18 protein-coding genes are annotated in these 26774 nt (G+C 63.5%); 9 read left to right on the forward strand and 9 right to left on the reverse strand.

What is annotated here, in order from left to right:
* Positions 1 to 30: 30 nt before the first annotated feature.
* Both LG385_RS06975 and LG385_RS06980 read left to right on the forward strand, forming a co-directional pair.
* Positions 31 to 1116 carry a glycosyltransferase gene (locus LG385_RS06975; RefSeq protein WP_225773532.1) on the forward strand — a complete coding sequence of 362 codons (1086 nt, stop codon included), beginning with the start codon at positions 31 to 33 and terminating at the stop codon, positions 1114 to 1116.
* Positions 1109 to 2161 (forward strand): hypothetical protein, encoded by a 1053-nt coding sequence (locus LG385_RS06980; RefSeq protein ID WP_225773534.1) that lies wholly within the window; start codon positions 1109 to 1111, stop codon positions 2159 to 2161. Before LG385_RS06975 ends, LG385_RS06980 begins: the two co-directional genes overlap by 8 nt.
* On the opposite strand, the gene LG385_RS06985 is transcribed toward LG385_RS06980, so the two are convergent.
* The 3 genes from LG385_RS06985 to LG385_RS06995 form a co-directional block, all read right to left on the reverse strand.
* The gene (locus tag LG385_RS06985; protein WP_225773536.1) at positions 2136 to 3041 is read right to left on the reverse strand and encodes a glycosyltransferase family 2 protein; all 906 of its coding nucleotides are present in this window, start codon (positions 3039 to 3041) and stop codon (positions 2136 to 2138) included. The two genes, LG385_RS06980 and LG385_RS06985, sit on opposite strands and share 26 nt — an antisense overlap.
* Positions 3042 to 3469: 428 nt before the next feature.
* The gene (locus LG385_RS06990; protein WP_225773539.1) at positions 3470 to 5326 is read right to left on the reverse strand and encodes a pyruvate kinase; all 1857 of its coding nucleotides are present in this window, start codon (positions 5324 to 5326) and stop codon (positions 3470 to 3472) included.
* A 95-nt stretch (positions 5327 to 5421) separates the two neighbouring features.
* The gene (locus LG385_RS06995; RefSeq protein WP_225773541.1) at positions 5422 to 6369 is read right to left on the reverse strand and encodes a DNA/RNA non-specific endonuclease; all 948 of its coding nucleotides are present in this window, start codon (positions 6367 to 6369) and stop codon (positions 5422 to 5424) included.
* A 183-nt stretch (positions 6370 to 6552) separates the two neighbouring features.
* On the opposite strand from LG385_RS06995, the gene LG385_RS07000 reads away from it, so the two are divergent.
* The 4 genes from LG385_RS07000 (at position 6553) to aroA (ending at position 11647) form a co-directional block, all read left to right on the forward strand.
* Positions 6553 to 7311 (forward strand): CHAD domain-containing protein, encoded by a 759-nt coding sequence (locus LG385_RS07000; RefSeq protein ID WP_225773543.1) that lies wholly within the window; start codon positions 6553 to 6555, stop codon positions 7309 to 7311.
* A gap of 220 nt (positions 7312 to 7531) precedes the next feature.
* Positions 7532 to 9217 carry a Na/Pi cotransporter family protein gene (locus LG385_RS07005; RefSeq protein WP_225773545.1) on the forward strand — a complete coding sequence of 562 codons (1686 nt, stop codon included), beginning with the start codon at positions 7532 to 7534 and terminating at the stop codon, positions 9215 to 9217.
* A 194-nt stretch (positions 9218 to 9411) separates the two neighbouring features.
* Complete coding sequence (locus LG385_RS07010; protein WP_225773546.1) at positions 9412 to 10311, forward strand: EamA family transporter; 900 nt, start codon at positions 9412 to 9414, stop codon at positions 10309 to 10311.
* Between the two features lie 79 nt (positions 10312 to 10390).
* Positions 10391 to 11647 carry a 3-phosphoshikimate 1-carboxyvinyltransferase gene (gene aroA, locus LG385_RS07015; RefSeq protein ID WP_225773549.1) on the forward strand — a complete coding sequence of 419 codons (1257 nt, stop codon included), beginning with the start codon at positions 10391 to 10393 and terminating at the stop codon, positions 11645 to 11647.
* 61 nt (positions 11648 to 11708) lie between these two features.
* On the opposite strand, the gene LG385_RS07020 is transcribed toward aroA, so the two are convergent.
* Genes LG385_RS07020 through LG385_RS07030 form a run of 3 tightly spaced genes read right to left on the reverse strand, consistent with a single transcriptional unit; the run spans position 11709 to position 15599 of the window.
* Positions 11709 to 13928, reverse strand: a complete 2220-nt coding sequence (locus LG385_RS07020; protein ID WP_225773551.1) for a xanthine dehydrogenase family protein molybdopterin-binding subunit — start codon at positions 13926 to 13928, stop codon at positions 11709 to 11711.
* 14 nt (positions 13929 to 13942) lie between these two features.
* Positions 13943 to 14956, reverse strand: a complete 1014-nt coding sequence (locus LG385_RS07025) for an FAD binding domain-containing protein (protein ID WP_225773553.1) — start codon at positions 14954 to 14956, stop codon at positions 13943 to 13945.
* A 10-nt stretch (positions 14957 to 14966) separates the two neighbouring features.
* Positions 14967 to 15599, reverse strand: coding sequence for a (2Fe-2S)-binding protein (locus tag LG385_RS07030; protein ID WP_225773554.1), 633 nt, complete (start codon positions 15597 to 15599; stop codon positions 14967 to 14969).
* A 178-nt stretch (positions 15600 to 15777) separates the two neighbouring features.
* Here LG385_RS07030 and ligD point away from each other — a divergent pair, with 178 nt between their 5' ends.
* Together ligD and LG385_RS07040 are read left to right on the forward strand one after the other, a co-directional pair.
* Positions 15778 to 18411: a DNA ligase D gene (gene ligD / locus LG385_RS07035; protein ID WP_225773556.1), complete on the forward strand. Its 2634-nt coding sequence runs from the start codon at positions 15778 to 15780 to the stop codon at positions 18409 to 18411.
* Between the two features lie 46 nt (positions 18412 to 18457).
* Complete coding sequence (locus LG385_RS07040) at positions 18458 to 18991, forward strand: hypothetical protein (RefSeq protein ID WP_225773558.1); 534 nt, start codon at positions 18458 to 18460, stop codon at positions 18989 to 18991.
* A gap of 71 nt (positions 18992 to 19062) precedes the next feature.
* Here LG385_RS07040 and LG385_RS07045 read toward each other — a convergent pair whose 3' ends face one another.
* The 3 genes from LG385_RS07045 to LG385_RS07055 form a co-directional block, all read right to left on the reverse strand.
* Positions 19063 to 19806, reverse strand: a complete 744-nt coding sequence (locus LG385_RS07045) for an amidohydrolase family protein (RefSeq protein ID WP_225773560.1) — start codon at positions 19804 to 19806, stop codon at positions 19063 to 19065.
* A gap of 7 nt (positions 19807 to 19813) precedes the next feature.
* A complete protein-coding gene (locus LG385_RS07050; protein WP_181116917.1) occupies positions 19814 to 20161 on the reverse strand; it encodes a hypothetical protein in 348 nt (115 codons plus the stop codon).
* Positions 20162 to 20229: 68 nt separating this feature from the next.
* The gene (locus LG385_RS07055) at positions 20230 to 21246 is read right to left on the reverse strand and encodes a GlxA family transcriptional regulator (RefSeq protein ID WP_225773561.1); all 1017 of its coding nucleotides are present in this window, start codon (positions 21244 to 21246) and stop codon (positions 20230 to 20232) included.
* A gap of 586 nt (positions 21247 to 21832) precedes the next feature.
* On the opposite strand from LG385_RS07055, the gene LG385_RS07060 reads away from it, so the two are divergent.
* The gene (locus LG385_RS07060; RefSeq protein ID WP_225773563.1) at positions 21833 to 26698 is read left to right on the forward strand and encodes an NAD-glutamate dehydrogenase; all 4866 of its coding nucleotides are present in this window, start codon (positions 21833 to 21835) and stop codon (positions 26696 to 26698) included.
* The last annotated feature ends 76 nt before the right edge of the window (positions 26699 to 26774 follow it).

A 26774-nucleotide genomic window follows, 5' to 3' on the forward strand; every position in this document is an offset into this window, starting at 1 on the left:
CGCCGGCGCACGCCACCAATGGACACCCCCATGCCTTCGTTTTCCACACCTGTTGACACTGCCGCTCCCGGCCGCCCCCTGCGCATCGGGGTGATTGCCCACATCCAGTTTCCGATCCGCCAACCCTTCGCCGGCGGCCTGGAAGCGTTCACCCACGACATCGTGCTGGGCCTGCGCGCGCGGGGCCACCACGTGACGCTGTTCGCCCGCGACGCCAGCGCGGAAGTGCTGCAAGTGGACCCCATCATCGAGCATCGCTGCCAGCCCATCAGCCTCAGCGAAGGCTACATGGCCGAGCACCACGCCTATATGGGGCTGATGCAGCGGATCGACAGCCTGGGCTTCGACGTGATCTTCAACAACGCGCTGCATTACGTGCCCGCCACCATGGCTGGGCTGTTGGGCACGCCTATGCTCACGGTGCTGCACACGCCGCCGTTCTTCGAACTGATCAACGCCTACGCCAATGGACGCGCCGCCGGGCACTTCTGCACCGTGTCGGCGGCCAATGCCCGGAGCTGGCGCCACCTGATCCCCGAGTGTGCGGTCATCCCCAACGGCATCGACCTTGACGCCTGGGCGCCCGCCGCCGAGCCACCGGGGGACCATGCCCTGTGGTTCGGCCGACTGGTGCCGGAAAAAGGTGCCCATCTGGCCATCGAGGCCGCCCGGCAGGCCGGCATGGAGATTCACCTGGCTGGCAACATGGCGGATGACGATTACTTCCGCAGCCACATCGAGCCCTTGCTTGGGCCACGCGTGCATCACCTGGGCCACTTGCCGCGGGACCAACTCGCACGTGCGCTGGCCAAGGCCAAGGTAGCGCTGGTCACCCCTTGCTGGGATGAGCCCTTTGGCCTGGTGGTAGCCGAGGCCATGGCTTGTGGTACGCCCGTGGCCGGATTTGACCGTGGCGCGATCGCAGACCTTGTTACCGAGGACACCGGCGTAGTAGTGCCGGCCAACGACACTGCCGCACTGGCAGCCGCCCTGCGCGAAGCGGCAGGGAAATCCCGCGACGCCTGCCGGGCCCACGCGGAACGCAACTGGGGTTACGACCTTATGCTAGGGCGTTACGACCGCTTGCTTCGGGAGGTGGCGGCTGCGCATGCGTGACATTCATATTGGCTACTACGTGCACCACCACGGCGCGGGCCATGGCGTGCGTGCGCTGACCATCGCCGAGCAATTGGGGTATCCGGTGACCCTGATGGGCAGCCGCTTGCCCGAAGGGCCGATGGCACCTCATATCGACCGCCTGCGATTGCCGCTGGACACCGCTGAAGGTGTAGAGGAGGGCACCCTTGATGCGCTGCACTATGCGCCGTTGGGGGTCGAAGGCCTGCGGGTTCGCATGGCAACGATGGCCAACTGGTTCCGCGACCATTGGCCCTGTTTGCTGGTGGTGGATGTGTCCGTAGAGGTGGCCGTGCTGGCACGGCTGTGCTCGGTGCCCACGATTTATGTCCGCCAGCACGGCCGACGCGATGACCCCGCACATGCCTTGGCGTATCAGAGCGCTAGCGCGCTGCTGGCACCCTACCCGGAGGAGATGGAAGCACCCGACGTGCCTGGCGCGTTGCGCGGCAAAACCTACTACAGCGGTTGGCTGTCGCGGTTCGCCGAGCAGCCCGGCGCCGTGCCGGAACCCGGTCGGATACTGGTGATTTGCGGCCGGGGGGGCAGCGGGCTTACCCCGGCACTGTTGAACGCAGCCGCCACCGCTTGCCCGCAAGTGCAGCTACGGGTGGCCGGAATGGACGCAGCGTTGCTGGCGGGGGGGCCGCCTAACCTGGTCCCGCTGGGCCATCTAGCCAACCCTGTGGAGGAAATGCGCCGCGCCGGCGTGGTGATGGGCAGCGCAAGCGACAGCTTGGTGTCCGAGGCCGCCTCGCTAGGCTGCCGCTTCGTCGCGGTTGCCGAAGAACGCCCTTTCGATGAACAACTGCATCAGGCGCGCCAGCTGCAAGCGCTGGGCGTGGCCGTGGGCCTGGACCGATGGCCCGCCGCACCCGAGTGGCCCGCCGTGTTGCAAGCTGCGCTTGCGCTCGATGGCAGCCGCTGGCGCCAGTGGGCCGATATCGCCGCCAGTGCGCGAGCGGCGGCGATCATCCAGGAACAGGCCTTCGCCTTGTTCAGAAGCCCTGGCGGGCGGTATTGAAGCACGCCTCCACTTCGTCATGACGGGGCGCGCGTAGCACCTCCAGCGTGTCGCCTTCCCAGTTCACGAAACCGCGCTCGGCGAAGCTGCGCAGCCAGCCCTCCATGGGCCAAACCTTCCAGCGCTGATGAAACCGCAGGGCATTGCTGATGATGTCCTCGAAGTGGTTCAGCGGAGGGCTGTAAGTGGGGTGGTACTGGTGGAAAGCCAAGGCTTCGGCCACCCGCAAGGGCACCTTGCGATCCTGGGCGCGGAAGGCAAAGTCAGTGTCCTCGGCGCCATAGCCGGTATAGCCTTCATCGAACCCGCCAACACGTTCGAACACCTCCCGGGTACAGGCGAAATTGAGCGACCAGAACAGCGAATGCTCCAGCTCATCACCAGGCTCACCCCGGTACACGCTCAAGGGGTGGGCAACGCTCTGCGCCTGCAAGCTGGCTTCGGTCCAGCCTGGCGCATTGGCCCCCTCGGGCAGGTATCGCACGGCGCCTAGGTGCAGGTCGTGGGGGTAGGCGGTGAGGGCGGCGTGGTAATACTCGAGCATGTGCTCGGAGGGAATGCAGTCCACGTCAATGAACACCCAAGGGCCGGGCGCCGCCAGCCCCAGCACGGCATTGCGCGCCCTTGCCAGCGGCAGGCCACCGGTGCCCTCCACCACGATCTCGTGAATAGGGAAGCGATCGCTGTGCAACCCGGCCGCAGGCTCGTTCATGTGGATCACCCATACCCCTAGCGGGAGCAGGGTAGAGTGCTCCAGGCCCATCAGAAGGTTGTCCAGGTGAGCGCGGCGGCCGTGCACCAGGGTGATCACGCATACACCGGCAGGGCGTTTGGCAGCAATGGTGGCAGGCGGGTCCACCAGGGAAGGGGTAGCGGTCATTCGAAGGCTCCCGAAACATAAACCAGGCGTAGGTTGGCGGTGTGAAGGCGTTGCACGTAACATCGTGCGCTGCATGGACTTTCAGAGTCCTCCCGCTTGCCTTGGTCGACCGTCTGACAAAGGTAAAGGTTTCTTCCCGTCGACCAGTGTCGCCGTAGCGGGCCGGCAGATACGAGCGTAGCCATAGGCGAATCGATAGCTGGCCGTTGGGCCTCAGCGGCTCTACTCATCAAGTCGAAAGCGGCTTGTAATTGGCCAGGTTTGGCAACCGCAGGCGTGCATCCAGGGGTTGCCAGGAAGGGCGGGTAGCATTGGAAGTGCAGGCGATCAGGCCAGTTGGCACAGAATCAGCCTGAAGCGGTGGCTATGGGATCATTACACAGTCAAAGCTGCCCCGGGCGCTTTGGCGGAACGTGCAAAGGCCCCGACTATAAGCCCACCTCGCGGGTGTCAGGCACCGCGGTAGCCACGCGTAGCTTGCGCATCAGGTCGCGCTTCTTCGCATGGTGGCCTTGCATGCGTCTGAGCAGGTCATCCAGGGTTGCCACGGCCTTGAGGATGTACGGGCCCTTGTTGAGCATCACGCAATCCGCACGGATGCCCATGGCCGCGTCGGTGATTTCGGCTCGCGTTGGAACGCCTTTTTTGGCCAGGGTTTCCAGCACCTGCGTGGCCCAGATCACTGGCACATGTGCCGCCTCGCACAGGCAAAGCATTTCTTCCTGCAATTCGGCGGTGCGCTCGAAACCCGTCTCCACGGCCAGGTCACCGCGGGCAATCATGACGCCGAATCGAGGGTTGCGCATGCCCTCCAACAACAGTTTTGGCAAGTGGGTGAACCCCTGCCGCGTTTCGATCTTGAAGACCACCCCCAGGTCGGTGGCGTTGAGCCGCTCCAGGTGCTGGAGCAGCAATCGGGCGTCGCTGGGCTGGTTAGTGAATGAGAGTTCCACGATGTCAGCGTGTTCGCTGGCGAACTCCAGCGCTGCAATATCCTCTTCCCCCATTGCCGCCAGGTCGAGCGAAGTGCCGGGTAGATTGATGCCCTTGTCTGCCTTCAGCTTTACACCACCGGGCGCATGCTGGATGCGAACGATCAAGGCATCGGCTGTCGCAGTTTCCACAACGCCGGCAATCTTGCCGTCGTCGAAACAGATGACGGCCCCGGGGCCCGCCGCCTCGAAAACCGCAGGGGAGGTGCAGCCAATATGGGCAGGGGTGAGTATTCGGCCTGCGTCATCGGTGCTCGCGGGCTCGCCAGCCGCGAGGTTTCGGGTAAGCACTAACGTGTCGCCCTCGTGCAACGTCAGTGCCTGTTCCCGAGCCGGTACGCTGAGCAACCGCCCACCAAGCCTACGGCCACTGGCTCGCTTGACCTTCAGCTTGAGCCCGGGCGTCAGGTAGGCCGTTTTACGCAACTGCACCCAACAGCCAAGGGCATCCACGGCCAGTACGTGCAAGGCACGTTTGGCGCCCCGGGCATCCTTGAGGCGAATCACGTCCCCGACCGCGATGCGCTCCGGTAACTCAGCGCCTACACCTGGCCCCTCAGCGCCGCGGCAAAGGTACAGGTGGGCTGGCTCGCGTACAGTGCCCACGTCGTTACGCGTTGGCTTGACCTTGAGCACTGGCGTGCCCGGTGCCACGGGCCCGGTGCGCAGCTTCGGGCCGGGCAAGTCCATGGCTACCTGGCAGGGCATGCCCAGCTTGCGGCAGGCAGCGCGCAGGTGCTCGATCATTTTCAGCCATTGCTCGGGGCCGTCGTGGGCACAATTGATCCGCTGGCAATCCATCCCGCCCGCCACCAGCCGTTCCACCAGTTCGGGATCCTCTGCAGCCTCGCTGGGCATGGTGACCATGATCCGCACCGAGCGCTCACGCGAGGCGGGACCGAACAGCGCCGTGGCGTGGTCGGCCAAGGGCGATGAAGCGCCATGCAACGAAGGGAGGGCATCGGCGGCCATGGACGACGGTTTCTCGACGAGGCGTTCAAGTACAGCGATCACCTGATCTACAGCCCCCAGCGCATCACTCTCGCAGCGGCCCAGGGAAGACAGGCCGAGTTCGGCCAGCTGCGCCTGGACCAAACGGATGTCATGGCGCCGCAACGCCAGATAGCTCAGCAGGTTGGCCGCGCCCTGGTGATAAGCAGGGTCAATGCGGGAAAGATCCAGCGCGGCTGTGCTCGCGCCAAGCATTTCCTTGCGTAGGAAGCGCAGCGAGGTAAGTACGGCGCTAGCACCGCTCACGTTCCGCGGCTGAGGCCGATGTGCGGGTACGGTCATGGGAAGTCGCTCGGCTCGCCGGGAAATGAAAGTGCCCACGCTAGCTGGCAGGCATGACGCTTTGTTTACCGTCGTGAACCGGCCATCGGGCAGGGCTATAACCGAAGGCTGTCAGGCCCGCTGATAACCGCTTCGATTTTCGTGCCCGTCGCGCGCTCCTCATTGCTAAAGGCGTCGTAACTGGCCAGCTCGCCGAAGCGCAGCCCGGTCAAAGCTTCTATAGCGGCTACGCTGCGGCGATAGGTGCGCAGGGGGCCGAACACCAGGTCCAATTCGTCGAGCTCACGACGTTGGTCGATCATGTAAGCGCTGGCCGAAGGGTTACCGTCATCGCCCAGGTATGCCACCACTTTCCAGAACGCTTGAGGGATCTGCACGCCGCGGTACAGGCGGTCACTCTCAGCCAGTACCGGCCCGGAGAACACGGTGGCGCGTTCTTTCCAGCGCTGGGTGTTGTCGAGGATATAGTCCTCCAGCTCCAACCAGGTCTTTTGGTTGAAAGCGCTCATTTGTGGGGCGCAATTGGTGAAGTGGAAAGTATCGGCGTTGGCTGTGTGTGCCCTTTCCCCCCAGTTCGGGTCCTGCCGCCGCACCAGGTGGCCTCGATCAAGCCCATTGTTGGCGTACAGTTCGTCACCCACCTGTGCGGTAGCGGGGAGGCGACCATCGTACGCCCAGGTATCACCGGTGCGCGGCACCTCCACGTGCTGCTTGCCGTCAATGTTAACCCCCACGCACAGGGCGATTCGGCGGGTACTCGACATGGTCACCGAAAAATGGGTGTAGTCGAGGCGCGTGGCACCGTTTTCTAGGCGATAGGCCCTGGCTTCCAGCCCTTCAGACAAGGAGGGCCATGGCACGGCGAAATCACCCAGGAAATGCTCTGCGTAACCCTGGCGGTCATTCAGCTCGGCTGCCGATGTGACGCGCGGCACCGCCCTGCGAGCGAGCAGAGTAGTAGCGTCGGGGCCGGGCAGCAAAGGGCGTAGATCCGCGAGGCGAGGGCGATGGTTGAGGTTCACACGTGGTTCATGACTAGGCATGGATGAACTCTTGGCGGCAACGATGCCCGCAGTTCATCACACCCAGATGACAGGTTTTCGGCCGGAGAGCAGTAAAGCAGCCGACCCTCGAGGTTGAATGAATTCGCGGCCAGATCCGGGTCTTATGAAGTAAGCCAAGCGTTACAACGCAGTGGCCCCACCACCTGAACGCAAGGAGGAAAAATGCCTTCTGTAAATAAATACGTCGCCGAAATCCTTCAGCTTGAAGTCAGACTGTTGCATGCCAGAGCCCGTTTACTGGCTGGCAGTGATAGCGAAGCACTACACGATCTGCGAATTGCCACCAGGAGAATCCGCAGTTTGCTGATTCCCGTTCGCCATGTTGAAGGAATGGACGCACTCAAGGCCGCAGCGGCCGAGGTGGGGCGGCTGACTACGCCCACCCGCGATCTTGAAGTGATGGCCGAGGAGTTGGAGAAGAAGGGGTTGAGCCGAGCTGCCGCGAGCCGCCGCCTGAACTTGGTCAACCAGTACCGTGCGATCGCGGTCAGCCCTGTCCTCGATAAGCTTTTTGCGGCCTTGGATGCCTGGCCGTCTACATTCAGAAATAGCAAAGCGGGGATAGATAACAAAAAGATGCAGCGCGTCGTGTCGAAATCCTTGGACAAACAGCTTCATAAGCTTCACATGGCGCTGGATGATCAGGCACACGACCGGCATCAAGTGCGGATCCTGGTGAAACGAACCCGGTATTTAACCGAGGCCTTCAGGGAAGCTTCACCGCTTAGTGCAAAGGCGGCGAAATCTCTCAAAGCGGTTCAAGCGGCGCTGGGCTCATGGCACGACCACCATCAGTGGTGCCTGCGGATCAAGGAGGAGGCCGATCTGGCTCCGGTTGCATTGGAATGGGAGAAAGCAGCGGCGAATGAATTGCTCCAGGCGGAGGGCGAAATGAAGACGCTCAGGGAGCTGCTGCCCTGATAGGGCTTACTGGGCTTTCCATCGCAATTGTCGAGTGGGCAACTGGCGCTCGCATGCTACGGAACCAGCCGTCGCCCATTGGAGAGCAATCGCTCGCCTGTCACAGCTTGGTCATGTTTTGTATCTAGCGTTCAGGCTTTGAAGCCCTGCGCAGCTGCCGATATTCGCTGTCCGGTGGACACACGTCCGCGCTGGCCATTCCTTCCTTCGGACAGCTGCCATGGAAATCGACATCTTCAAAGAGTTACTGGTACCCGTCATCGGCGGCCTGGGCATTTTCATGCTGGGGCTCGAGTTCATGTCCGATGGAATAAACAACCTGGCAGCTAACCGAATGCGAGCCTGGCTCGCCAAGCTGGCAGGCACGCCAGCCAGAGGGTTGGCGGCGGGTACCATGATTACTGGGGTGCTGCAGTCCAGTACCGCGATGACCGTGATGGTCGTTGGCCTGGTTAACGCGGGGGTGGTGGGCCTGAGGCCCGCGATTAGCGTGATCATGGGGGCCAACATTGGTACCACACTCGGCAACGGCCTGATCGCCATGCCCCTGGGGCCGCTGGGCCTGATCTCCGCAGGCCTGTTTGCACTGGTCTATGTGTTCAGCAAGAGCGACAAGACCAAGAACGTCGCCCTCGCAATTATCGGCTTTTCACTCATTTTCTATGGGTTGAATCTGCTTACCGGCGGGCTCAAGCCACTGCGTGAACTGCCTGAAATAATGGCAGCCATCTCTAGCCTCAGGGCTGATACGTTTGGCGGCCTGGCCATGTGCATACTGACCGCGGCTGGCATCACCGCAATGATCCATTCCTCCTCGGCCACCATTGGTATTGTCATGGGGCTAGGGGCGGCGGGGATTCTGGACTGGCAGACCGCCGTGGCGTTTTCGCTCGGGGCCGACCTGGGTACTACCATCACCTCCTGGATGGCGTCGCTAAACCTTTCGAAGAATGCGAAACGGGCCGCATATGCGCACATTTCGTTCAACGTCATCGGCGTGGCCGTGATGTTTCCATTGTTCTTTCTGTCGATGGATCTACTTCAGTGGACGATGGGCGTGTTCGGAATGGACGTGGCCAAGTCCGTCACAGTTGATGGCAAGGAGAGCTTCCCGCTGGTGCCGTTGGCAGTGGGCTTGTATTCGATCGGCTTCAATGTTTTCAATACGGTATTGATGTTCCCGTTCATTGGGGTGTTCGATCGTGTGCTTTCCCGTATCGGTGCCCACCGCAACGACGTTGAGGATTACGCCACGCCACGTTACCTGGACCGGGCCGCGCTGCGGGACGTCGACCAAGGCGTGGCTGCCGTAAGCAAAGAGCTGGAGCGCTACACTCAAGGTGCCGGCCTGATATTAGCTGCGGCCCGGGGAGCGCCGAACGCACTGAAAAATGTTATCGAACATGAGCACGCCCTCGATACGCTGAATCAGGAGATCAGGGGTTATACCGCGCAGATGTTCAAGAACGATCTGAGCCTGCATCAGACCAACTTGCTCGCCAGCCTGATTGAGGAGGAAGACTTCAGCGCGAGCCTGACCCAGACGCTCTCGCAGATCACCCGCCGTATCGAGCGACAACTGTTTTGCAGCAACGCAAAGGCAATAGTCGCTGACGTATTGGACGTAGTAGAGCCCGCAGTAAAGAACGGTCCTCAAGGAACGTACCTGCCGCAGGCCCATTCCAGGCAGCTCGCTGATTTGCGAGAGCGTTGCCTGCAACCCGAGCAGAAACTCGGCTGGGACGAGCGCGGCGCCATTTTGACCTTGCTCGGCAGCGCAGAGCGCGCCCTTCACTTGGTACAGCGCATCGCTGATGAGCGCCAGACTGTTTCGCGAGAGCTCGGCAAGGGAAATATCGAACCGCCTTCCACCGCTCACGTGAGCCTCGTCATCAAACCTGCGTGAGGTTCATCGCGGCGCGTTGTCGCTCTCTGTAGCGCTCAACTGATCACGGCCATGGAGGGCCTGGGCGCCTCCCAAGCCCTCCAGCCACTTCTTACTATTCCAATAACAATCATCAGGTTGTGATGCTTCCTTTATTGACACCCATGGCCCTTATAATGAAACCCAACGTCGCCGGCCACGCTCAAGGAGGACGCATGTCACCCAAGGATCTGTTATTGGCGCTGGTGGTGATCATCGCCTGGGGCTTGAATTTTGTTGTGATCAAGGTCGGGCTCGATGGCTTGCCGCCGATGTTGCTCGGGGCGCTGCGTTTCGCCTTGGTTGCATTCCCCGCCGCACTGTTCATCAAACGGCCTAAGTTGCCGTGGCGCTGGCTGTTGGCCTATGGGGTAACCATCTCGCTGGGGCAGTTCGCGTTCCTGTTCGAGGCCATGGCCAACGGCATGCCGCCGGGGCTGGCCTCACTGGTGCTGCAGAGCCAGGCATTCTTCACACTGTTTTTTGCCGCGTTGTTCCTGCGCGAGCGCCTTCGCCCGGCCAGCGTGCTGGGGCTGCTGGTGGCCGCCGGCGGGCTGGCGCTGATCGGCTTCGAAGGCGCGCACCCCACGCCGCTGCTGGCGGTGTTGCTTACCCTCTGCGCCGCAGCTTCATGGGCTGTGGGCAACATCATCACCCGGCGGTTCGGCAACGTGAACCTGGTGGGGCTGGTGGTGTGGGGCGCGCTGATTCCGCCGCTGCCGTTCCTGGGGTTGTCGTGGTGGCTGGACGGCCAGCAGCGGATCGTCGACTCGCTTGTGCACATTCAGCTCAGCTCGATCCTCAGCCTGGCGTACTTGGCCTTCATCGCCACCATGCTTGGCTACGGCTTGTGGAGCACCTTGCTGTCGCGATATCCGGCGGGCAAGGTGGCGCCGTTTTCGTTGCTGGTGCCGGTGATCGGGCTTAGTTCCTCGGCCTGGCTTCTGGGTGAACGCCTGGGCGCCCTGCAATGGGCTGGCGGCGCGCTGGTGATGGTGGGCCTGCTGATCAACGTGTTCGGCCCGCGCCTATGGGCAGCCCGCCCGGGCGCGCAGGCAGCCACCCCGGGCCGCTGAACCGCCATGGCGGCCCTGCCGGTGATTGCCGCTTTATGGCATCATCGGCGCTTTTCCCCGTTTGCCCCTGGAGAAGCGCATGAGCCTGCCCACCGTCACCGTCGTCCCGCCTGGCACACCTTTGCAGGGGCGGGTGGCGCCACCGGGGTCCAAGTCCATCACCAACCGCGCCCTGTTGCTGGCGGCTTTGGCCAAGGGCACCAGCCGCCTGACCGGCGCGCTTAAAAGCGACGACACCCGGCACATGTCCGAGGCCCTGCGGCAAATGGGCGTAACCATCGAAGAGCCCGACGCCACTACGTTCGTGGTCACCAGCAATGGCGCATTACAGCCGCCCGCGGGCGCTTTGTTCCTGGGTAACGCGGGCACGGCGGTGCGCTTTCTCACCGCCGCGGTAGCCACCGTTCAGGGCGAGGTGGTACTGGACGGCGACGCCTACATGCAAAAGCGCCCCATCGGCCCCTTGCTCGAGGCCTTGCGCGCGGCGGGCGTTGACGCTAGCAGCCCGACCGGCTGCCCACCCGTGACCGTGCGTGGCAACGGCAAGCTGCAGGTGAGCCGGTTGGAAATCGACGGCGGGCTGTCAAGCCAGTATGTATCGGCGCTGCTGATGCTCGCCGCTTTGGGTGAAGCGCCCATTGAAGTGGCCCTGACTGGGAAGGACATCGGCGCGCGGGGTTATGTGGACCTCACCCTGGCTTGCATGCAGGCCTTCGGCGCGCAGGTGCAGACCGTGGACGACAGCACCTGGCGCGTGGCCGCCACTGGTTACCAAGCCAACGACTACCTGATCGAGCCAGACGCGTCCGCGGCCACTTACCTGTGGGCCGCCGAGGCGCTTACCGGCGGCCGTATCGACCTGGGCGTGGCCAACGAGGCTTTCACCCAGCCGGACGCTCAGGCGCAGGCCCATATCGCACGCTTTCCACATATGGACGCCGTGATCGACGGCTCGCAGATGCAGGACGCAGTGCCCACCCTCGCCGTGCTGGCCGCGTTCAACGCTACCCCGGTGCGTTTCACCCAGCTCGCCAACCTGCGGGTGAAAGAATGCGACCGGGTGCAGGCATTGTTCGATGGCCTGAACGCCATTCGGCCAGGGCTAGCCACCGTCGAGGGGGACGACCTGCTGGTGGCCGCCGACCCTGCACTAGCGGGTACCGCGACTGACGCGCTGATCGACACCCACTCCGACCACCGTATGGCCATGTGTTTCGCCCTGGCGGGGCTGAAGGTTAGCGGCATCCGCATTCAGGACCCCGCCTGCGTGGGCAAGACCTACCCCGGCTACTGGGATGCGCTGCGCGGGCTAGGCGTGGCACTGGTGTTTGCCTGAGGCCCGGGTTCGGGGGCTTTGCCCCCTCCTACAAATTGGGCAGAGGCATACCCCCGATGCCTCATGCCCTCACTTGCGGCGTACCTAGCAGGTCTTCGATCTTCACCGGCAAATCCCGCACCCTTACCCGGGTGGCGTGATACACCGCGTCGGTTATCGCGGCAGCGATGCCGGCGAGGCCGATTTCGCCGATGCCTCGCGCGCCCAGTGGGTTGAGGGCGTAGTCGGGGTAGTCGAGGAAGGTGATGTCCACCTCCGGCGCATCGGCGTGAGTGGTCACGATGTAATCGGCCAGGTTGGCATTCACCGGCGCGCCGTTGCGGTGGTCGTATTCGGTGGCCTCGAACAGCGCCATGCCCACGCCCATCATCAGCGCGCCTTCGATCTGATTGTGCCCGGTGCGGGTATTGAGGATGGTGCCAGCGTCGATCACCGTGACGATGCGGTTCACCTTGAGCCGGGCGATTTCCGGCTGCCACACCACCTCCACGAAGTGCGCCCCGTAGGAATGCAGCGACACCTTCTTGGCCGCTTCCTCGCTGCCCCTGCCTTCGCCATCGCCGCTCACGTGGTCCATGCCGGCCGCGGAAAGGATGGCCGGCAGGGGCACCGCTTCGCCTGAGCCGCCTTTAAGGCTTACGTTCATGTCCGCGAACACAAGTTCGTCCCTGGTTTTGCCGCTGAACGCCGGGTGGCTGCGCAGGGCTGCGTCCAGCGCCTCCTCGATGGCCTCGCGGGTGGCCTGCTGGATGGCCGGCACCAGCGAACCGGTGGCCATGGACCCGCCCGACATCGGCCCTGGCGGCAGGCGGGTATCCCCGATAAGCACATCGATGCGGGCCAGCTCCAGCCCGGTCAGTTCGGCGACCATTTGTGCAATCACGGTGTAGGTGCCGGTGCCGATGTCCTGGGTGCCGCAGAACACCTTGGCGCGGCCGTCGCTGCCCAGCTGCACGGTGGCTTTGGCGGTGAGGGCCTTGGCCATCCAGGAACACGCCGCCATGCCCCAGCCGATCACTTCACCGGCGCCGTTGCGCATGCTGCCCGGTCGCGGATCGCGGCTTTTCCAGCCGAAACGCTCGGCGCCCGTTTGCAGGCACTCGATAAGGTGGCGGGAGGAAAACGGCTGGTTGGTGCTTTCATCGTGGTCGGGCTGGTTCTGCAGCCGCAGTTGCAGCGGGTCCATGTTCAAGGCGATGGCCAGTTCGTTCATCGCCGACTCTACTGCGTACAAGCCCGGCACCGCGCCCGGGCCGCGCATGGACGTGGGTGGCGCTACGTCGCGCTTGGCCACCGACCAGGCGGCTTTCAGGTTGGGGGTGCTGTAGAGGAAACCCGTGGCTTCGCCGCAGTTTTCCTTGTAGCTGTCCAGCCGCGCGTTATGGAACAGGTAGTCGTGGCGCAGGCAGGTCAGCTTGCCGTCCGCTGTGGCGGCCAGGCGCAGGCGTTGCTGGGTATTGGCGCGGTGGCCTACGGTCTGGAACATCATGCGCCGGTCCACCACCAGCTTTACCGGCTTGCCCAGCTCGCGTGCGGCCGCGGCGGCCAGCAATGAATGGGTCCAGGGCCACAGCTTGCCGCCGAAGCCCGAGCCCAGGTATTCGGTGATCACCCGCACCTGCTGCGGCGCCACCCCCAGCATCTGCGCCATCACCAACTGATGGTTCATGATTGCCTGGGTGGTTTCGTACAGGGTAAAGCCCTGGCCATCCCAGATCGCGACGCTGGCGTGCAATTCGATCGGGTTGTGGGTTTGTGGCGGGGTGGTGTAGGTGTAGTCGATCTTTACCGGTGCGGCAGCAAAGGCGGCCTCCACGTCGCCGCGCTCGGTGTCCACTTTCTCCGGGGCTTCCGGGCTGAGCCGTGTGCTCACGTCCACTGGCTCGGCGGCATAGGTGGCTTTTACCGCCGCAGCGCCTGCCTTGGCCTGCTCGTAGGTGCGCGCCACTACCAGCGCCACGTATTGCCCGTAATAGGTGATCTTGTCATCGGAAAGGGGCGGGCGGGCTTCGTCGTTCTTGCCCTTGTTGGGCTGGCGGCGAAACAGCTTGCCGGCCAGGTTGCCCTGATGGAACACCGCGATCACCCCGGGCGAGGCTTCGGCCGCGCGGGTATCCAGGCCGGTGATACGGCCCTTGGCGATGCTGGCGGTGACCGGCACGGCATACACCAGGCCGGGGAAGTGGTGGTCGGAGGTGTAGCGGGCCAGGCCGCTGACCTTTTTCGGGCCATCGATGCGCGGCAGGCCCTGGCCGATGAAGCGTTCGGAAGTCTGTGCCATGGGTGTGCCCTCGCTCATGCGGTTTGCGCCGTCAGCGCCACGGTGGTCAGGCAATGCGCCACGCAGCGCTTGGCCAGTTCCACCTTGAAGCCGTTCTCGCTTTGTGGGGTGGCATTGCGTACGGCCGCTTCAGCGGCCAACTGCCAACTTGCAGCGGTCGCCGGCCGGCCGATCAACGCCTGCTCTGCCTCCGTGGCCCGCCAGGGGCGGGTGCCTACGCCGCCCAGGGTGATCCGAGCTTCGGCCACGCGGCCGTCGTCCACGCGCAACAGCACGGCGGCAGAGGCCAGGGCAAACTCGTAGGAGGCTCGGTCGCGCAGTTTGAGATACGCCGAATGCGCCCCTTTGACGGGCGGCGGCAGGGTCACTGCCGTGATCAAGTCGCCAGGCTGCAGCACGGTTTCAAGATGAGGCGTGTCGCCTGGCAGCAGGAAGAACTCACTGATCGGCACCACGCGCTCACCAGCGCTGCCCTGGATATGCACCTGGGCCTGCAAGGTGGTGAGGGCCACGTTCATGTCCGAAGGGTTGCTGGCGATGCAGTGCTCGCTGGTGCCGAATACAGCCAGGTTCCGGTTGGCGCCGTCGATGGCCGAGCAGCCGGTGCCGGGTTCACGTTTGTTGCAAGCGCTGAGGTTGTCGCGAAAGTACATGCAGCGGGTGCGCTGCAGCAGGTTGCCGCCAGTGGTGGCCATGTTGCGCAGCTGGGCGGAGGCGCCCGACAGCAACGCCTGGGACAATACTGGGTATTCGTTTTTCACTCTTGGATGCCAAGCCAGGTCGCTGTTGCGCACCAGCGCGCCGATCCGCAGGCCGCCATCGGCCGTATCGCTCACATCGGCCAAGGGCAACCGGTTGATGTCCACCACCTGCTCGGGGTGTTCAACCCCAAGCTTCATTAGGTCGGTGAGGGTGGTGCCGCCCGCGATAAAGCGCACTTGCGCGCCCTGCTGAGCGGTTTGCGTGGTGGCGGCCAGTCGCACCGCCTGCTCCGCGCTGCTGGCGCGGGTGAAGGTAAAGTTCTGCATGGTGGCGGCCTCAGGCTTTGCGGGTGTGTTCAATGGCAGCAAGGATGTGCGAGTACGCCCCACAGCGGCAGATGTTGCCGCTCATGGCTTCCTTGATTTCCGCCGCGGAGTCACCGTATGGCTCATGGGCCAGGGCCACCGCCGACATGATCTGCCCGCTGGTGCAGTAGCCGCACTGGTAGGCGTCCTGCTCTACGAACGCCACCTGCATGGGGTGAAGTTTGTCCGGCGTGCCCAGGCCTTCGATGGTGGTGATGTCATCACCGTCGTGCATCAGCGCCAGGCTCAGGCAGCTGTTCACTCGCCGGCCGTTCACATGCACGGTGCAGGCGCCGCACTGGCCATGGTCGCAGCCCTTCTTGGTGCCGGTAAGTTGCAGGCGGTCGCGCAACGCATCCAACAGGGTAGTGCGCGGGTCCACTTGCAGCGTTTGCGGTTGGCCGTTGACCTTGAGCGAGAGGGTTTGCTCGCCGGGCTCGGCTGGTACGGCGTTCTGCACGTCAGCGGCCTGCGCGGCAGCTACAAGGCCACCACCCAAGGCTGCGGCGGTCCCGCCTACGCCCATGGCCTGGAGAAGCAAGCGGCGGGAGAAGGGCAAGTGCCCGGCGTTACCCTCGGTCGAGGGCAGAGGCTTTTTCGACATGAGTGGTTCTCCATCAGGTGCGCCTCTGCGGGCGCTGACACGGCAATTTTCAGGGTAGTTCGGGTTGGGCCGCACGGTTGCGCTGCCGTTCAATCGTTTCAGCCCGCCGGTCGGCTGGCGGGGGGAACTCCAACGGCGACATCGCTTCACAATCCTAGGTGATCAAGGAGGCCGCGACATGAGTGACGCCCTGCAGGAATACAACCGCAAGCGTGATTTCGAAGCCACGCCAGAGCCTTCGGGGGGCGGCCATGGGCGCAAGGCGGCCGTGGACGATCGTGCCCTGCAGTTCTGCATCCAGAAGCACGACGCCAGCCACCTTCATTACGATTTCCGCCTGGAACTGGATGGGACGCTGAAAAGCTGGGCAGTGCCCAAGGGCCCGTCGCTGGACCCCCGCGATCGGCGCCTGGCCATTCAGGTAGAGGACCACCCCATCGACTACGCCAGCTTCGAAGGGCACATACCTGAGGGGCATTACGGAGCAGGAGACGTGATCGTTTGGGACCGCGGCGTATGGGAGCCCGAAGACGAGCCCCACAAGGCGTTCGAGAAGGGCAAGCTCAAGTTCCGCCTTCAGGGTGAAAAGCTCAGCGGCGTGTGGAACCTGGTGCGCACCCACATGAGCGGCAACAAGACCCAGTGGTTCCTGATCAAGTCCCACGACGATGCTGCGCGCGACCACGACGAGTACGACGTGTTGGAAGCCGCCCCGGACAGCGTACTGAGCGACCGTACCTTGGTGCCCAAGGTGCGTGGCAAGGCCGCCCGGTCGAGAAAGGCATCGGCTGCGCCCGTGAAGGCACCTGCCAGAACCCGTGCCACCGGCAAACATGCCGAAAAGGCTGCCACCCTGGAAGGCGCCGTGGCAGCACCCATGCCGGAAACCTTGAAGCCCGAACTGGCCACGCTGGTGGAAACCGCGCCAGCGGGTGAATGGAGCTACGAGATCAAGTTTGACGGTTACCGCATCCTGGCCCGGATCGAGAACGGCGAGGCCAGGTTGTTCACCCGCAATGGCCATGACTGGACGGCGAAGATGCCCCGGCAGGCCCGTGCCCTGGAGGCGCTTGGGCTGGATTCTGCCTGGCTGGACGGTGAAGTAGTGGTGGCCAATGAAGACGGTGTTCCGGATTTCCAGGCGCTGCAGAATGCCTTCGAGACCAGCCGGGCCGAGTCCATTGTGTTCTACCTGTTCGACCTGATGTACCTCAACGGCATGGATCTCTCGGGTGTGCCGGTAGAGCAGCGCCGCGCCGCGCTGGAAGCCGTGCTCAAGCAGCACGAAGACGAGGCGCTTCGCTTCTCGGCCAGTTTCGATGAATCGGCCACGGCGCTGCTCGACAGCGCCTGCTCGATGAAAATGGAAGGGCTGATCGGCAAGCGCCTCGGCAGCGCCTACGTCAACCGGCGCAGCAACGACTGGATCAAGCTCAAGTGCAAGCACCGGCAGGAATTCGTGATCATCGGCTACACCGAGCCCAAGGGCGCACGCAATGGCTTTGGGGCGCTACTGCTGGGGCTGCATGACGCCGACAGCGGCAAATTGCGCTACGCCGGCAAGGTAGGCACGGGCTTCAACGAGGCCACGCTCAAAAGCATCCTGGCCGAACTGCGCCCGCTTGAAGTGAAAAAGCCGGCCGTCGGCAACCCGCCCACCGGCGCCGAGGCGCGGGGGGTGCATTGGCTCGAGCCATCACTTCTCGCCGAGGTCGCATATGCCGAGATGACCCGCGAGGGTTCGGTACGCCATGCAGTGTTCCATGGCCTTCGCCAGGACAAGCCTGCCACCGAGATCACCCAGGAGACCCCCGTGGAAGCGAGCCAGCTCAAGCCAGACGACAAGGCTGCAGAAAAGCCCGCGAAGAAAGCAGCCTCCAAGCCAGCAGCACCAAAAAAGGCCAAGGCAGGAAAGAACGAAGCCACTGCCGGCGAGGTACGCATTACCCATCCAGACCGGGTGATCGACGCCACCAGCGGCACCACCAAGTTGCAGTTGGCCCAGTATTACGCCCAAGTGGCAGCGTGGATTCTCCCTCACCTCAAGCAACGGCCAGTGGCGTTGGTAAGGGCGCCAGAGGGTATTGCCGGTGAGCTGTTCTTCCAGAAGCACGCCGAGCGGCTGAAAATTCCCGGGGTAACCAGCCTGGGCTCGGAGTTTTCCGGGCAGCCGGTGATGATCGTCGACAACCCGGAGGCGTTGATCGGCGCGGTGCAGATGAGCACGGTGGAATTTCACACCTGGAATGCCACTGCCAAGGACGGGCAGCACCCGGACCGCTTCATTCTCGACCTGGACCCAGACCCGGCTTTGCCGTGGAAGGCCATGGTGGAAGCTACCCAGCTTACGCTGACCATCCTCGACGAGCTGGGCCTCAAGAGCTTTCTCAAGACCAGCGGAGGCAAGGGGATGCACATTGTGGTGCCGCTCAAGCCCAAGGATGACTGGGACAGCGTGAAGGCGTTCTCCCAGGCCGTGGTGAACCATCTGGCCAAACTGTTGCCCGATCGGTTCTCGGCGGTGTCGGGCCCCAAGAACCGCGTAGGCAAGATTTTTGTGGATTACCTGCGCAATTCTCAGGGTGCTACCACCATTTGCGCCTTCGCTGCGCGCACCCGCGAAGGGTTGCCCGTATCGGTGCCGGTGTTCCGCGAGGAAGTGGCGGAACTGAAGGGCGGCAACCAGTGGAACATCCACAACATTCACGAGCGCCTGGGGGAAATGGAAGGCAATGACCCCTGGGCTGGTTATGCCAAGGTACGGCAAACCATCACCGCCACCATGCGCAAGAAGCTGAACATGAAAACCTGAGCCGGTGGCGCCAGTGCCACCCTTGGGTTCGATACCACGGAAGCCCATGAGCAAGATCATTACAGAACTGCCCGAAACACCCAGCCAGGCCCAGGAAGCGAGCGAGAACGCCATGTTCGGCACGCCGAAGGCCCGGCTGGATTTTTACCGCAACGAGATCCAGTACGAAACCTCGCTGATGTCTAACCGCACAAACGCCTATTTGTCTGCGCAATCGTTCCTGGTGATCGCTTATGCCTCGTCGATGGCCAACCTGAACCCGGACTGGGGCAAGTTATTCACTTTGGTGGTGCCGCCGATCCTGGCGCTGCTGGGCATCGTGAGTTCGCTGCATGCCTGGCCCGGCATCCGCGCTGCCTACGACATCATTGACCACTGGCATTTCAAGCAGTACCAGCTGCTGCGCGCCGAGCCCGCCATGGGCATGGCGTACGACGACTCCCCGCTGTTCAGCAAGCACGAAGCCCAGGAGAAGGGCTACAGGCAGTCGCTGCTGTTCTCCATGCGCACCCCGTGGATTTTCACCGGCGTGTGGGCGGTGCTTGGCGTGTTTTCGGTATGGTTGCAGTATTTCGGGTAGTACAGCGCAGCCGATGCCATTCCCGGGCTCCGCCCAGTCCTACAGGGTGAGCTGAGCCCCTAAAGTTGGCCTCAGGCCAGCCGGTAAAACCGCCGGGCGTTTTCCCAGAGCACCGCGCGCGCTGCCGCTTCTCCCAACGCTTCGCCAATCAAGGTGATATCCGCTGCTTCGAACGGCCTTGGCGCGCGGGTAGAGGGCAGGTCGCTGCCGAACATCAGCGCTTCGGGGTTGGCGGCGTGAAGCTGTTGCAGCGCTGCCGCCACGGGGAAGTCGACCCGGCCGAAGCCGCAGGCTTTCACACGCGCCCCTTGTTCGACCAGCCGCAGCAAGTGTGGCAGGCCGTCGGCGCTCAAGCCCAGGTGGTCGATACTCAAGGCGGGCAGGCGCGAAAGGCGTGGCGCCAGTTCGGCCAGGTCGCGGCTATCGACGTACAGTTCCACATGCCAGCCGAAGCCCTGATGAACACGAACGGCCATGCGCTCCAGTTGCTCCAAAGGCTCGGAACCGCCACGCCGCAGGTTGAAGCGCAGGGCGCGCACGCGGTGCGCGTCAAGTTCAGCAAGGGCATCGTCGGTGATGTCCGCGGGCACCTGGGTCACCCCGACGAAGCCTTCGCCGAGGCGGCCCAGCGCATCGATCAGGTAGCTTTGATCGAAGCCCTGGAACGAGCCGGAAACCACCGCGCCGCCTGCAATGCCCAGTGCCACGGCCTGGGCCTGGTAAGCTGCCGCGTCGAAGGCTGGCGGCAGGTAGCCCTGATTGGGGACAAGGGGAAAACGGGGGTCGATGATGTGGCAATGGGCGTCGAAGATCACCGTTGGCTCACTCCTGAACAAAGGTTCCCGTACCTTCGAGGATCACGCGCAGCGCAGCCTCGGCGTCGTCCAGGTCAGCCACGGCATCTTCCAGGTCCGCAACCAGCTGCACGTTCGAGAACGGCGCCTCGGCGTCCGCAGGAAGGTCGATGATCAAGCGGCTTTCGCTGAGGGTCACCTTGAAATCCCGTACAAGGATGGACTGCTCGTCCCACACCAGCTCCACGTCGTCCTCGCCTGGCGCCCGCGACAACAACAGCATTTCGCCGTCGGTACCCTGGCAGCACAGCAGTGCCAGGTCGTCCTCTTCCTCGTCGCAAGGGTTGCCCATCAATAGGGCGGCTTTCATATGCATGGTCAGGCTTCCACGAAAAGTGCCGCCATTGTGGCACGCCGGCACGCTTTGCACAGCCCGGCACATGCTCAGGACATCATGGGCGCAGGCAAGGGCCCGGGCGCGGCTTCCAGGTCCGCCTGGCTGGCCATCACCTGAAAACGCTGGCGGTATTCCAGCGGGCTCAGCCCCAGGCGCTTGCCGAATATGCGCCGCAGGTTGTCGGCGCTGTCGATGCCGCAGCGCTCGGCCACCGCGCTTACCGGCAGGTCGGTGGTTTCGAGCAGCTCGCGGGCCGCGTCGATGCGCGCATCATTGACGAACGCCATGGGCGTGATGCCGGTCTGCTTGCTGAAAAGGCGGGTAAGGTTGCGCGGGCTCATATGCACGCGCTCAGCCAGTGAGGCGAGGGTGTGGGGGTGCTGCAACCGATCGATCACGTAGTCACGCACCGCGTGCACCTGCGCATCGCCATGCGCCTGGCGGTCGAGCAGGGGGCCGAATTGTGCCTGCCCTCCCGGCCGCTGCAAATACACCAACAGGTATTTGGCCACCTTGAGAGCAAACCGCCGGCCGAAATCTTCTTCGATCAGCAACAGGGCCAGATCCATCGAAGCGCTGGCGCCCGCGCTTGTGTACACGGGGCCGTCCTTCAGGCGCAACGGCTCGGCGTATACCCTCGCCTGGGGAAACGCCGCGCGTAACCGGGCCGCTTCGCTCCAGTGGCTGGTCACCTTGCGCTGGTCGAGCAAACCGGCACCGCCCAGCACGAACACCCCGCTGCAGGCAGCAGCCAACCGTCGGCAACGCTTGGCCTGGCGGCCCACCCAGGCGGCCACGCGGGGGTCTTCATACACGTCGTACACGCCCATGCCGCCAGGCACGAGGAGGGTATCGAAGAAGGGGCAGGGCTCGTAGATGCTACGGTCGGCGACTACTGTCAAACCGCACGCCGACCGCAGCGGCGTGCGCGTGGTACCCACTGTCACGATTTCGTATTGATGCTCGCCCAGCACGCGCACTTCGCCGAACGCGTTGCGCGGCCCTGCGATGTCCAGCAGCTGAAAACCGGGAAACACCAGAATGCCAATCAGGATCTTGCGCATGAGGAGACGTCTCGCCGGGGAAGGCCAGGGCCCAGGGCTATGGCCGGGCTTGGACGAGAACTGCGCACTGCTCGCCGTCGTTCAGGTGTCAGGGTTGTCATTGGGCTAGCAAGAATCAGGCAAAGGTGTGCGGTTGTACGGCGTTAGTGTGCGCAAGCTGGATGAAACCCCTGTTACAGGTGATCACGCTGGACCGCTTCAGCGCCTGTCGTAGCGTGGCGCAAGCTTTTCACGCGCCGCCGTGGTGCACGGTGATACGCGGTGGGGCATGTTCCCGCTTCCCGCTTCCCGCTTCCCGCTTCCCGCTTCCCGCTTCCCGCTTGCCCCTTGCCCCTTGCAGCTCAAGGCAGGGTTGCGCCAAGTGCAACCCGAGGCTGACCGAATATGTCGCCCTGTGGCAAGATGTCACAGGGGATGTGTCGCTAAGCTGAACTGTCCATGACACTGGCGCTGCACGCTGAACCATCCTCCATTGTCATGACCCAAAAGCTTCATCTCCCTTGCACGGCTTGCGGTCATCCACCGGCCCGACGAGGGATACACGCTACGCTTCCACCAAATACAAAGCCCGAGCGGAGTACCACAGATGGCGTTTTTCACCGCGGCCAGTAAAGCCGACTTCCAGCATCAACTGCAGGCGGTCCTGGCCCAGCACGTTGACGAGCAGGCCCTGCCACAAGTAGCCCTGTTCGCCGATCAGTTCTTCGGCATCATTTCCCTTGACGAGCTGACCCAGCGGCGGCTGTCCGACCTCGCCGGCTGCACCCTTTCGGCTTGGCGCCTGATGCAGCGGTTCGAGCCCGCGCAGCCTCAGGTGAGGGTGTACAACCCCGATTACGAGCGCCACGGCTGGCAATCCACCCATAGCGTGGTCGAGGTGCTGCATCAGGACCTTCCGTTCCTGGTGGACTCTGTGCGCACCGAGCTCAATCGTCGCGGTTACAGCATTCATACCCTGCAAACCGCCGTCCTGAGTGTGCGTCGTGGCCCGGGCGGCGAATTGCTGGAGGTAATGCCGAAGAACACCCAGGGCGAGGGCATAGCCCAGGAATCGCTGATGTACCTGGAGATCAACCGCTGCGCCACGGCTGCGGGGCTGGCTGGCTTGGCGGCGGCGCTGCTGGAAGTGCTGGGCGAGGTACGCGCCACGGTCGCCGACTTCGAACCCATGAAGGCTCGGGTCCACGACATGCTGGCCATGGTCGACAATAGTGCCTGGCCGGTGGATGGCGCTGAAAAAGCTGAGGTGAAGATTTTCCTCGAATGGTTGGTGGACAACAACTTCACCTTCCTGGGCTACGAAGAATTCGAAGTACGTGAAGACGCCCAGGGCGCTCATCTGGTGTACGACGAACAGTCTTTCCTGGGTTTGCCGCGCCTTCTGCGTGCTGGCCTCAGCGCCGAAGACCTGCGCATCGAGGACTTTGCCGTCAAATACCTGCGTGAACCGCTGCTGCTGTCCTTCGCCAAGGCCGCGCAGCCCAGCCGTGTGCACCGTCCGGCCTACCCCGATTACGTATCGATCCGGCAGATCGATGCCGACGGCCGGGTAATCAAGGAATGCCGCTTCATGGGCCTGTACACCTCGGCGGTATACGCCACCACGGTGCAACAGATCCCGTACGTGCGCAGCAAGGTCGCCGAGATCGAACGCCGCTCGGGCTTCGACATGCGCGCACACCTGGGCAAGGAACTGGCTCAAGTGGTCGAGGTGCTGCCTCGTGACGACCTGTTCCAGACACCCGTGGACGAGCTGTTCAACACTGTAATGTCCATTGTGCAAATCCAGGAACGGGCGAAGATTCGCGTGTTCCTGCGCAAGGACCCCTACGGCCGCTTCTACTACTGCCTGGCCTACGTGCCGCGCGACGTGTATTCGACCGAAGTGCGGCAGAAAATCCAGCAAGTGTTGATGGATCGGCTCAAGGCCAGCGACTGCGAGTTCTGGACGTTCTTCTCCGAGTCCGTGCTGGCCCGGGTACAGCTGATTCTTCGGGTAGACCCCGCCAACCGCCAGGACATCGACCCGCAGCAACTGGAGCGCGAAGTGGTGCAAGCCTGCCGCTCCTGGCAGGACGACTACCACGCCCTCACCATCGAAAACTTCGGCGAGGCCCAGGGCACCAACCTGCTGGCCGAGTTCCCGAAAGGCTTCCCGGCCGGCTATCGCGAGCGGTTTGCCGCGCATTCGGCCGTGGTCGACATGCAGCACCTGCAGGCGCTTTCGGATGCCCGGCCACTGGTGATGAGCTTCTACCAACCGTTGGCCCAGGGTGGCGAGCGCCAGTTGCATTGCAAGCTGTACCACGCCGACGTGCCGCTGGCGCTCTCGGACGTACTGCCGATCCTTGAAAACCTCGGGCTGCGCGTGCTGGGTGAATTCCCATACCGCCTGCGCAATCGCAACGGGCGCGAGTTCTGGATTCACGATTTTGCCTTCACCTATGCCGAAGGCCTGAAGCTGGACCTGCAACAGCTCAACGACACCTTGCAGGATGCGTTCGTGCACATCGTCAACGGTGAGGCAGAGAACGATGCCTTCAACCGGCTGGTGCTCACGGCCGGCCTGCCGTGGCGAGACGTGGCGCTGCTGCGTGCCTACGCCCGCTACCTGAAGCAAATCCGCCTGGGCTTCGACCTTGGGTACATCGCCGCCGCGCTGAACAACCACACGGACATCGCCCGCGAGCTTACCCGCCTGTTCAAAACCCGCTTCTACCTGGCCCGCAAGTTGGCCGGCGACGACCTGGACGACAAGCAGCAACGGCTGGAGCAGGCGATCCTCACCGCACTGGACGACGTTCAGGTGCTCGCCGAGGACCGTATCCTGCGGCGCTACCTGGACCTGATCAAGGCCACCCAGCGCACCAACTTCTATCAGCCCGACGCCAACGGCCAGCCCAAGCGCTATTTCAGCTTCAAGTTCAACCCGGCGTTGATTCCCGAGCTGCCACGGCCGGTGCCCAAGTTCGAGATCTTCGTGTACTCCCCGCGAGTGGAAGGGGTGCACCTGCGCTTCGGCAACGTGGCCCGCGGTGGCCTGCGCTGGTCGGACCGAGAAGAAGACTACCGTACCGAAGTGCTGGGCCTGGTGAAGGCGCAGCAGGTGAAAAACTCCGTGATCGTGCCGCTGGGCGCCAAGGGTGGGTTCATTCCGCGGCGCTTGCCCCAGGGCGGCAGCCGCGACGAGGTGCAGAACGAGGCGATCGCCTGCTACCGGATCTTCATTTCCGGCTTGCTGGACATCACCGATAACCTCAAGGAAGGGGAGGTTGTGCCGCCGGCCAACGTGGTGCGTCACGACAGCGACGACCCATACCTGGTGGTCGCCGCGGACAAAGGCACTGCGACCTTCTCCGACATCGCCAACGGCATTGCCTTGAGCTACGGCTTCTGGCTGGGCGACGCTTTCGCTTCCGGTGGTTCGGCCGGCTATGACCACAAAGGCATGGGCATCACCGCCCGCGGTGCCTGGGTGGGCGTGCAGCGCCACTTCCGTGAGCGTGGCATCGATGTGCAGAAAGACAACATCAGCGTGATCGGTATCGGCGACATGGCCGGCGATGTGTTCGGCAATGGCCTGCTGATGTCCGACAAGTTGCAACTGGTGGCCGCTTTCAACCACCTGCATATTTTCATCGACCCCAACCCGGATGCGGCCAGCAGCTTTGCAGAGCGCCAGCGCCTGTTCAACCTGCCACGCTCGGCCTGGAGCGACTACGACGCTTCGTTGATTTCCGCCGGTGGCGGTATCTTCCAGCGCAGCGCCAAAAGCATCGCTGTCAGCCCGGAAATGAAAGCCCGGTTCGACATCAAGGCTGACCGCCTCACCCCGACCGAGCTGTTGCACGCCTTGCTCAAGGCCCCGGTGGACCTGCTGTGGAACGGCGGTATCGGCACCTATGTGAAGTCCAGCGAGGAAAGCCACGCCGACGTGGGCGACAAGGCCAACGATGCGCTGCGCGTGAATGGCGACGAGCTTCGCTGCAAGGTGGTGGGCGAGGGCGGCAACCTGGGCATGACCCAGCTGGGCCGGGTGGAGTTCGGCCTCAACGGCGGCGCTACCAATACCGACTTCATCGACAATGCCGGCGGGGTTGACTGCTCCGACCATGAAGTGAACATCAAGATCCTGCTCAACGAGGCGGTGGCCGCAGGCGACCTTACCGAGAAGCAGCGCAACGAACTGCTGGGCAGCATGACCGACGAGGTTGCGCACCTGGTGCTCGGCAACAACTACAAGCAGACCCAGGCGCTGTCCATTGCCGCTCGCCGCGCCAACGATCGCCTGGCCGAGTACAAGCGGCTGATCGCCGACCTTGAAAGCCGGGGCAAGCTGGACCGGGCCATCGAGTTCCTGCCCAACGAAGAACAGCTGGCCGAACGCGCCGCGGCCGGCCAGGGCCTGACCCGCGCCGAGCTGTGCGTGTTGATCTCTTACAGCAAGATCGACCTCAAGGAGACCCTGCTCAACTCCCGCGTACCGGATGACGACTACCTCACCCGGGACATGGAAACCGCGTTCCCGCCAAGCCTGGTGGCCAAGTACGGCCCGGCCATGCGCCGCCATCGCCTGAAGCGCGAAATCGTGAGCACCCAGATCGCCAACGACCTGGTGAACCACATGGGCATCACCTTCGTGCAGCGGTTGAAGGAGTCCACTGGCATGAGCGCGGCAGACGTGGCCGGCGCCTATGTAGTAGTGCGTGACATCTTCCACTTGCCCCATTGGTTCCGTCAGATCGAAGCGCTGGACTACCAGGTGCCAGCCGATATCCAGCTCAGCCTCATGGAAGAGCTGATGCGCCTTGGGCGCCGGGCAACGCGCTGGTTCCTGCGCAACCGCCGCAGTGACCAGGACGCTGGCCGTGACGTGGCGCATTTCGGCCCGCACATCACCGCGTTGGGCCTCAAGCTTAACGAGTTGCTGCAGGGGCCAACTCAGCGCCAGTGGGAAACCCGCTACCAGGCGTACGTGGAGGCAGGAGTGCCCGAATTGCTGGCGCGCATGGTCGCGGGTACCACCTACCTCTACAACCTGCTGCCGATCATCGAGGCCTCGGACCTCACCGGTCAAAGTGCCGCCAGTGTGGCCAAGGCGTTCTTCGCCAGCGGCAGTGCGCTGGACCTGAACTGGTACCTGCAACAGATCAGCAGCCTGCCGGTGCAGAGCAACTGGCAAGCGCTGGCGCGGGAGGCGTTCCGCGATGACCTGGACCTGCAGCAGCGGGCAATCACCATCTCGGTACTGCAGTTGCAGGACGCGCCGGAGGACGTGGACGCCAGGGTATCCCTGTGGCTGGAACAGCACCGCGTGCATGTAGAACGCTGGCGCGCCATCCTCGATGACCTTCGCGCGGCAACCGGCAGCGATTACGCCATGTATGCCGTGGCCAACCGCGAGCTGGCCGACCTTGCGCTCAGCCCCGCGGTGTCCCACACCGTGGCCTGAGTGAACCCGGCCCTTCTCTCGGGGAGGGCATGGTTCCGGCTGTGAAGGGACCTGTGGGCCGCTTATGTTCGCCCAG

The organism is Pseudomonas sp. Marseille-Q5115 (assembly GCF_916618905.1).
GTDB lineage: Bacteria > Pseudomonadota > Gammaproteobacteria > Pseudomonadales > Pseudomonadaceae > Aquipseudomonas > Aquipseudomonas japonica_A.

What these genes read in the sequence shown, in the direction of transcription:
- LG385_RS07055 (WP_225773561.1), bottom strand. Translation starts at nt 21,246, where the DNA reads ATGCGCAAGATCCTGATTGGCATTCTGGTGTTTCCCGGTTTTCAGCTG.
- LG385_RS07060 (WP_225773563.1), top strand. Translation starts at nt 21,833, where the DNA reads ATGGCGTTTTTCACCGCGGCCAGTAAAGCCGACTTCCAGCATCAACTG.
- LG385_RS07050 (WP_181116917.1), bottom strand. Translation starts at nt 20,161, where the DNA reads ATGCATATGAAAGCCGCCCTATTGATGGGCAACCCTTGCGACGAGGAA.
- LG385_RS07005 (WP_225773545.1), top strand. Translation starts at nt 7,532, where the DNA reads ATGGAAATCGACATCTTCAAAGAGTTACTGGTACCCGTCATCGGCGGC.
- aroA (WP_225773549.1), top strand. Translation starts at nt 10,391, where the DNA reads ATGAGCCTGCCCACCGTCACCGTCGTCCCGCCTGGCACACCTTTGCAG.
- LG385_RS06980 (WP_225773534.1), top strand. Translation starts at nt 1,109, where the DNA reads ATGCGTGACATTCATATTGGCTACTACGTGCACCACCACGGCGCGGGC.
- LG385_RS07040 (WP_225773558.1), top strand. Translation starts at nt 18,458, where the DNA reads ATGAGCAAGATCATTACAGAACTGCCCGAAACACCCAGCCAGGCCCAG.
- LG385_RS06995 (WP_225773541.1), bottom strand. Translation starts at nt 6,369, where the DNA reads ATGCCTAGTCATGAACCACGTGTGAACCTCAACCATCGCCCTCGCCTC.
- LG385_RS07030 (WP_225773554.1), bottom strand. Translation starts at nt 15,599, where the DNA reads ATGTCGAAAAAGCCTCTGCCCTCGACCGAGGGTAACGCCGGGCACTTG.
- LG385_RS06990 (WP_225773539.1), bottom strand. Translation starts at nt 5,326, where the DNA reads ATGACCGTACCCGCACATCGGCCTCAGCCGCGGAACGTGAGCGGTGCT.
- LG385_RS06975 (WP_225773532.1), top strand. Translation starts at nt 31, where the DNA reads ATGCCTTCGTTTTCCACACCTGTTGACACTGCCGCTCCCGGCCGCCCC.
- ligD (WP_225773556.1), top strand. Translation starts at nt 15,778, where the DNA reads ATGAGTGACGCCCTGCAGGAATACAACCGCAAGCGTGATTTCGAAGCC.
- LG385_RS07010 (WP_225773546.1), top strand. Translation starts at nt 9,412, where the DNA reads ATGTCACCCAAGGATCTGTTATTGGCGCTGGTGGTGATCATCGCCTGG.
- LG385_RS07000 (WP_225773543.1), top strand. Translation starts at nt 6,553, where the DNA reads ATGCCTTCTGTAAATAAATACGTCGCCGAAATCCTTCAGCTTGAAGTC.
- LG385_RS07020 (WP_225773551.1), bottom strand. Translation starts at nt 13,928, where the DNA reads ATGGCACAGACTTCCGAACGCTTCATCGGCCAGGGCCTGCCGCGCATC.
- LG385_RS06985 (WP_225773536.1), bottom strand. Translation starts at nt 3,041, where the DNA reads ATGACCGCTACCCCTTCCCTGGTGGACCCGCCTGCCACCATTGCTGCC.
- LG385_RS07025 (WP_225773553.1), bottom strand. Translation starts at nt 14,956, where the DNA reads ATGCAGAACTTTACCTTCACCCGCGCCAGCAGCGCGGAGCAGGCGGTG.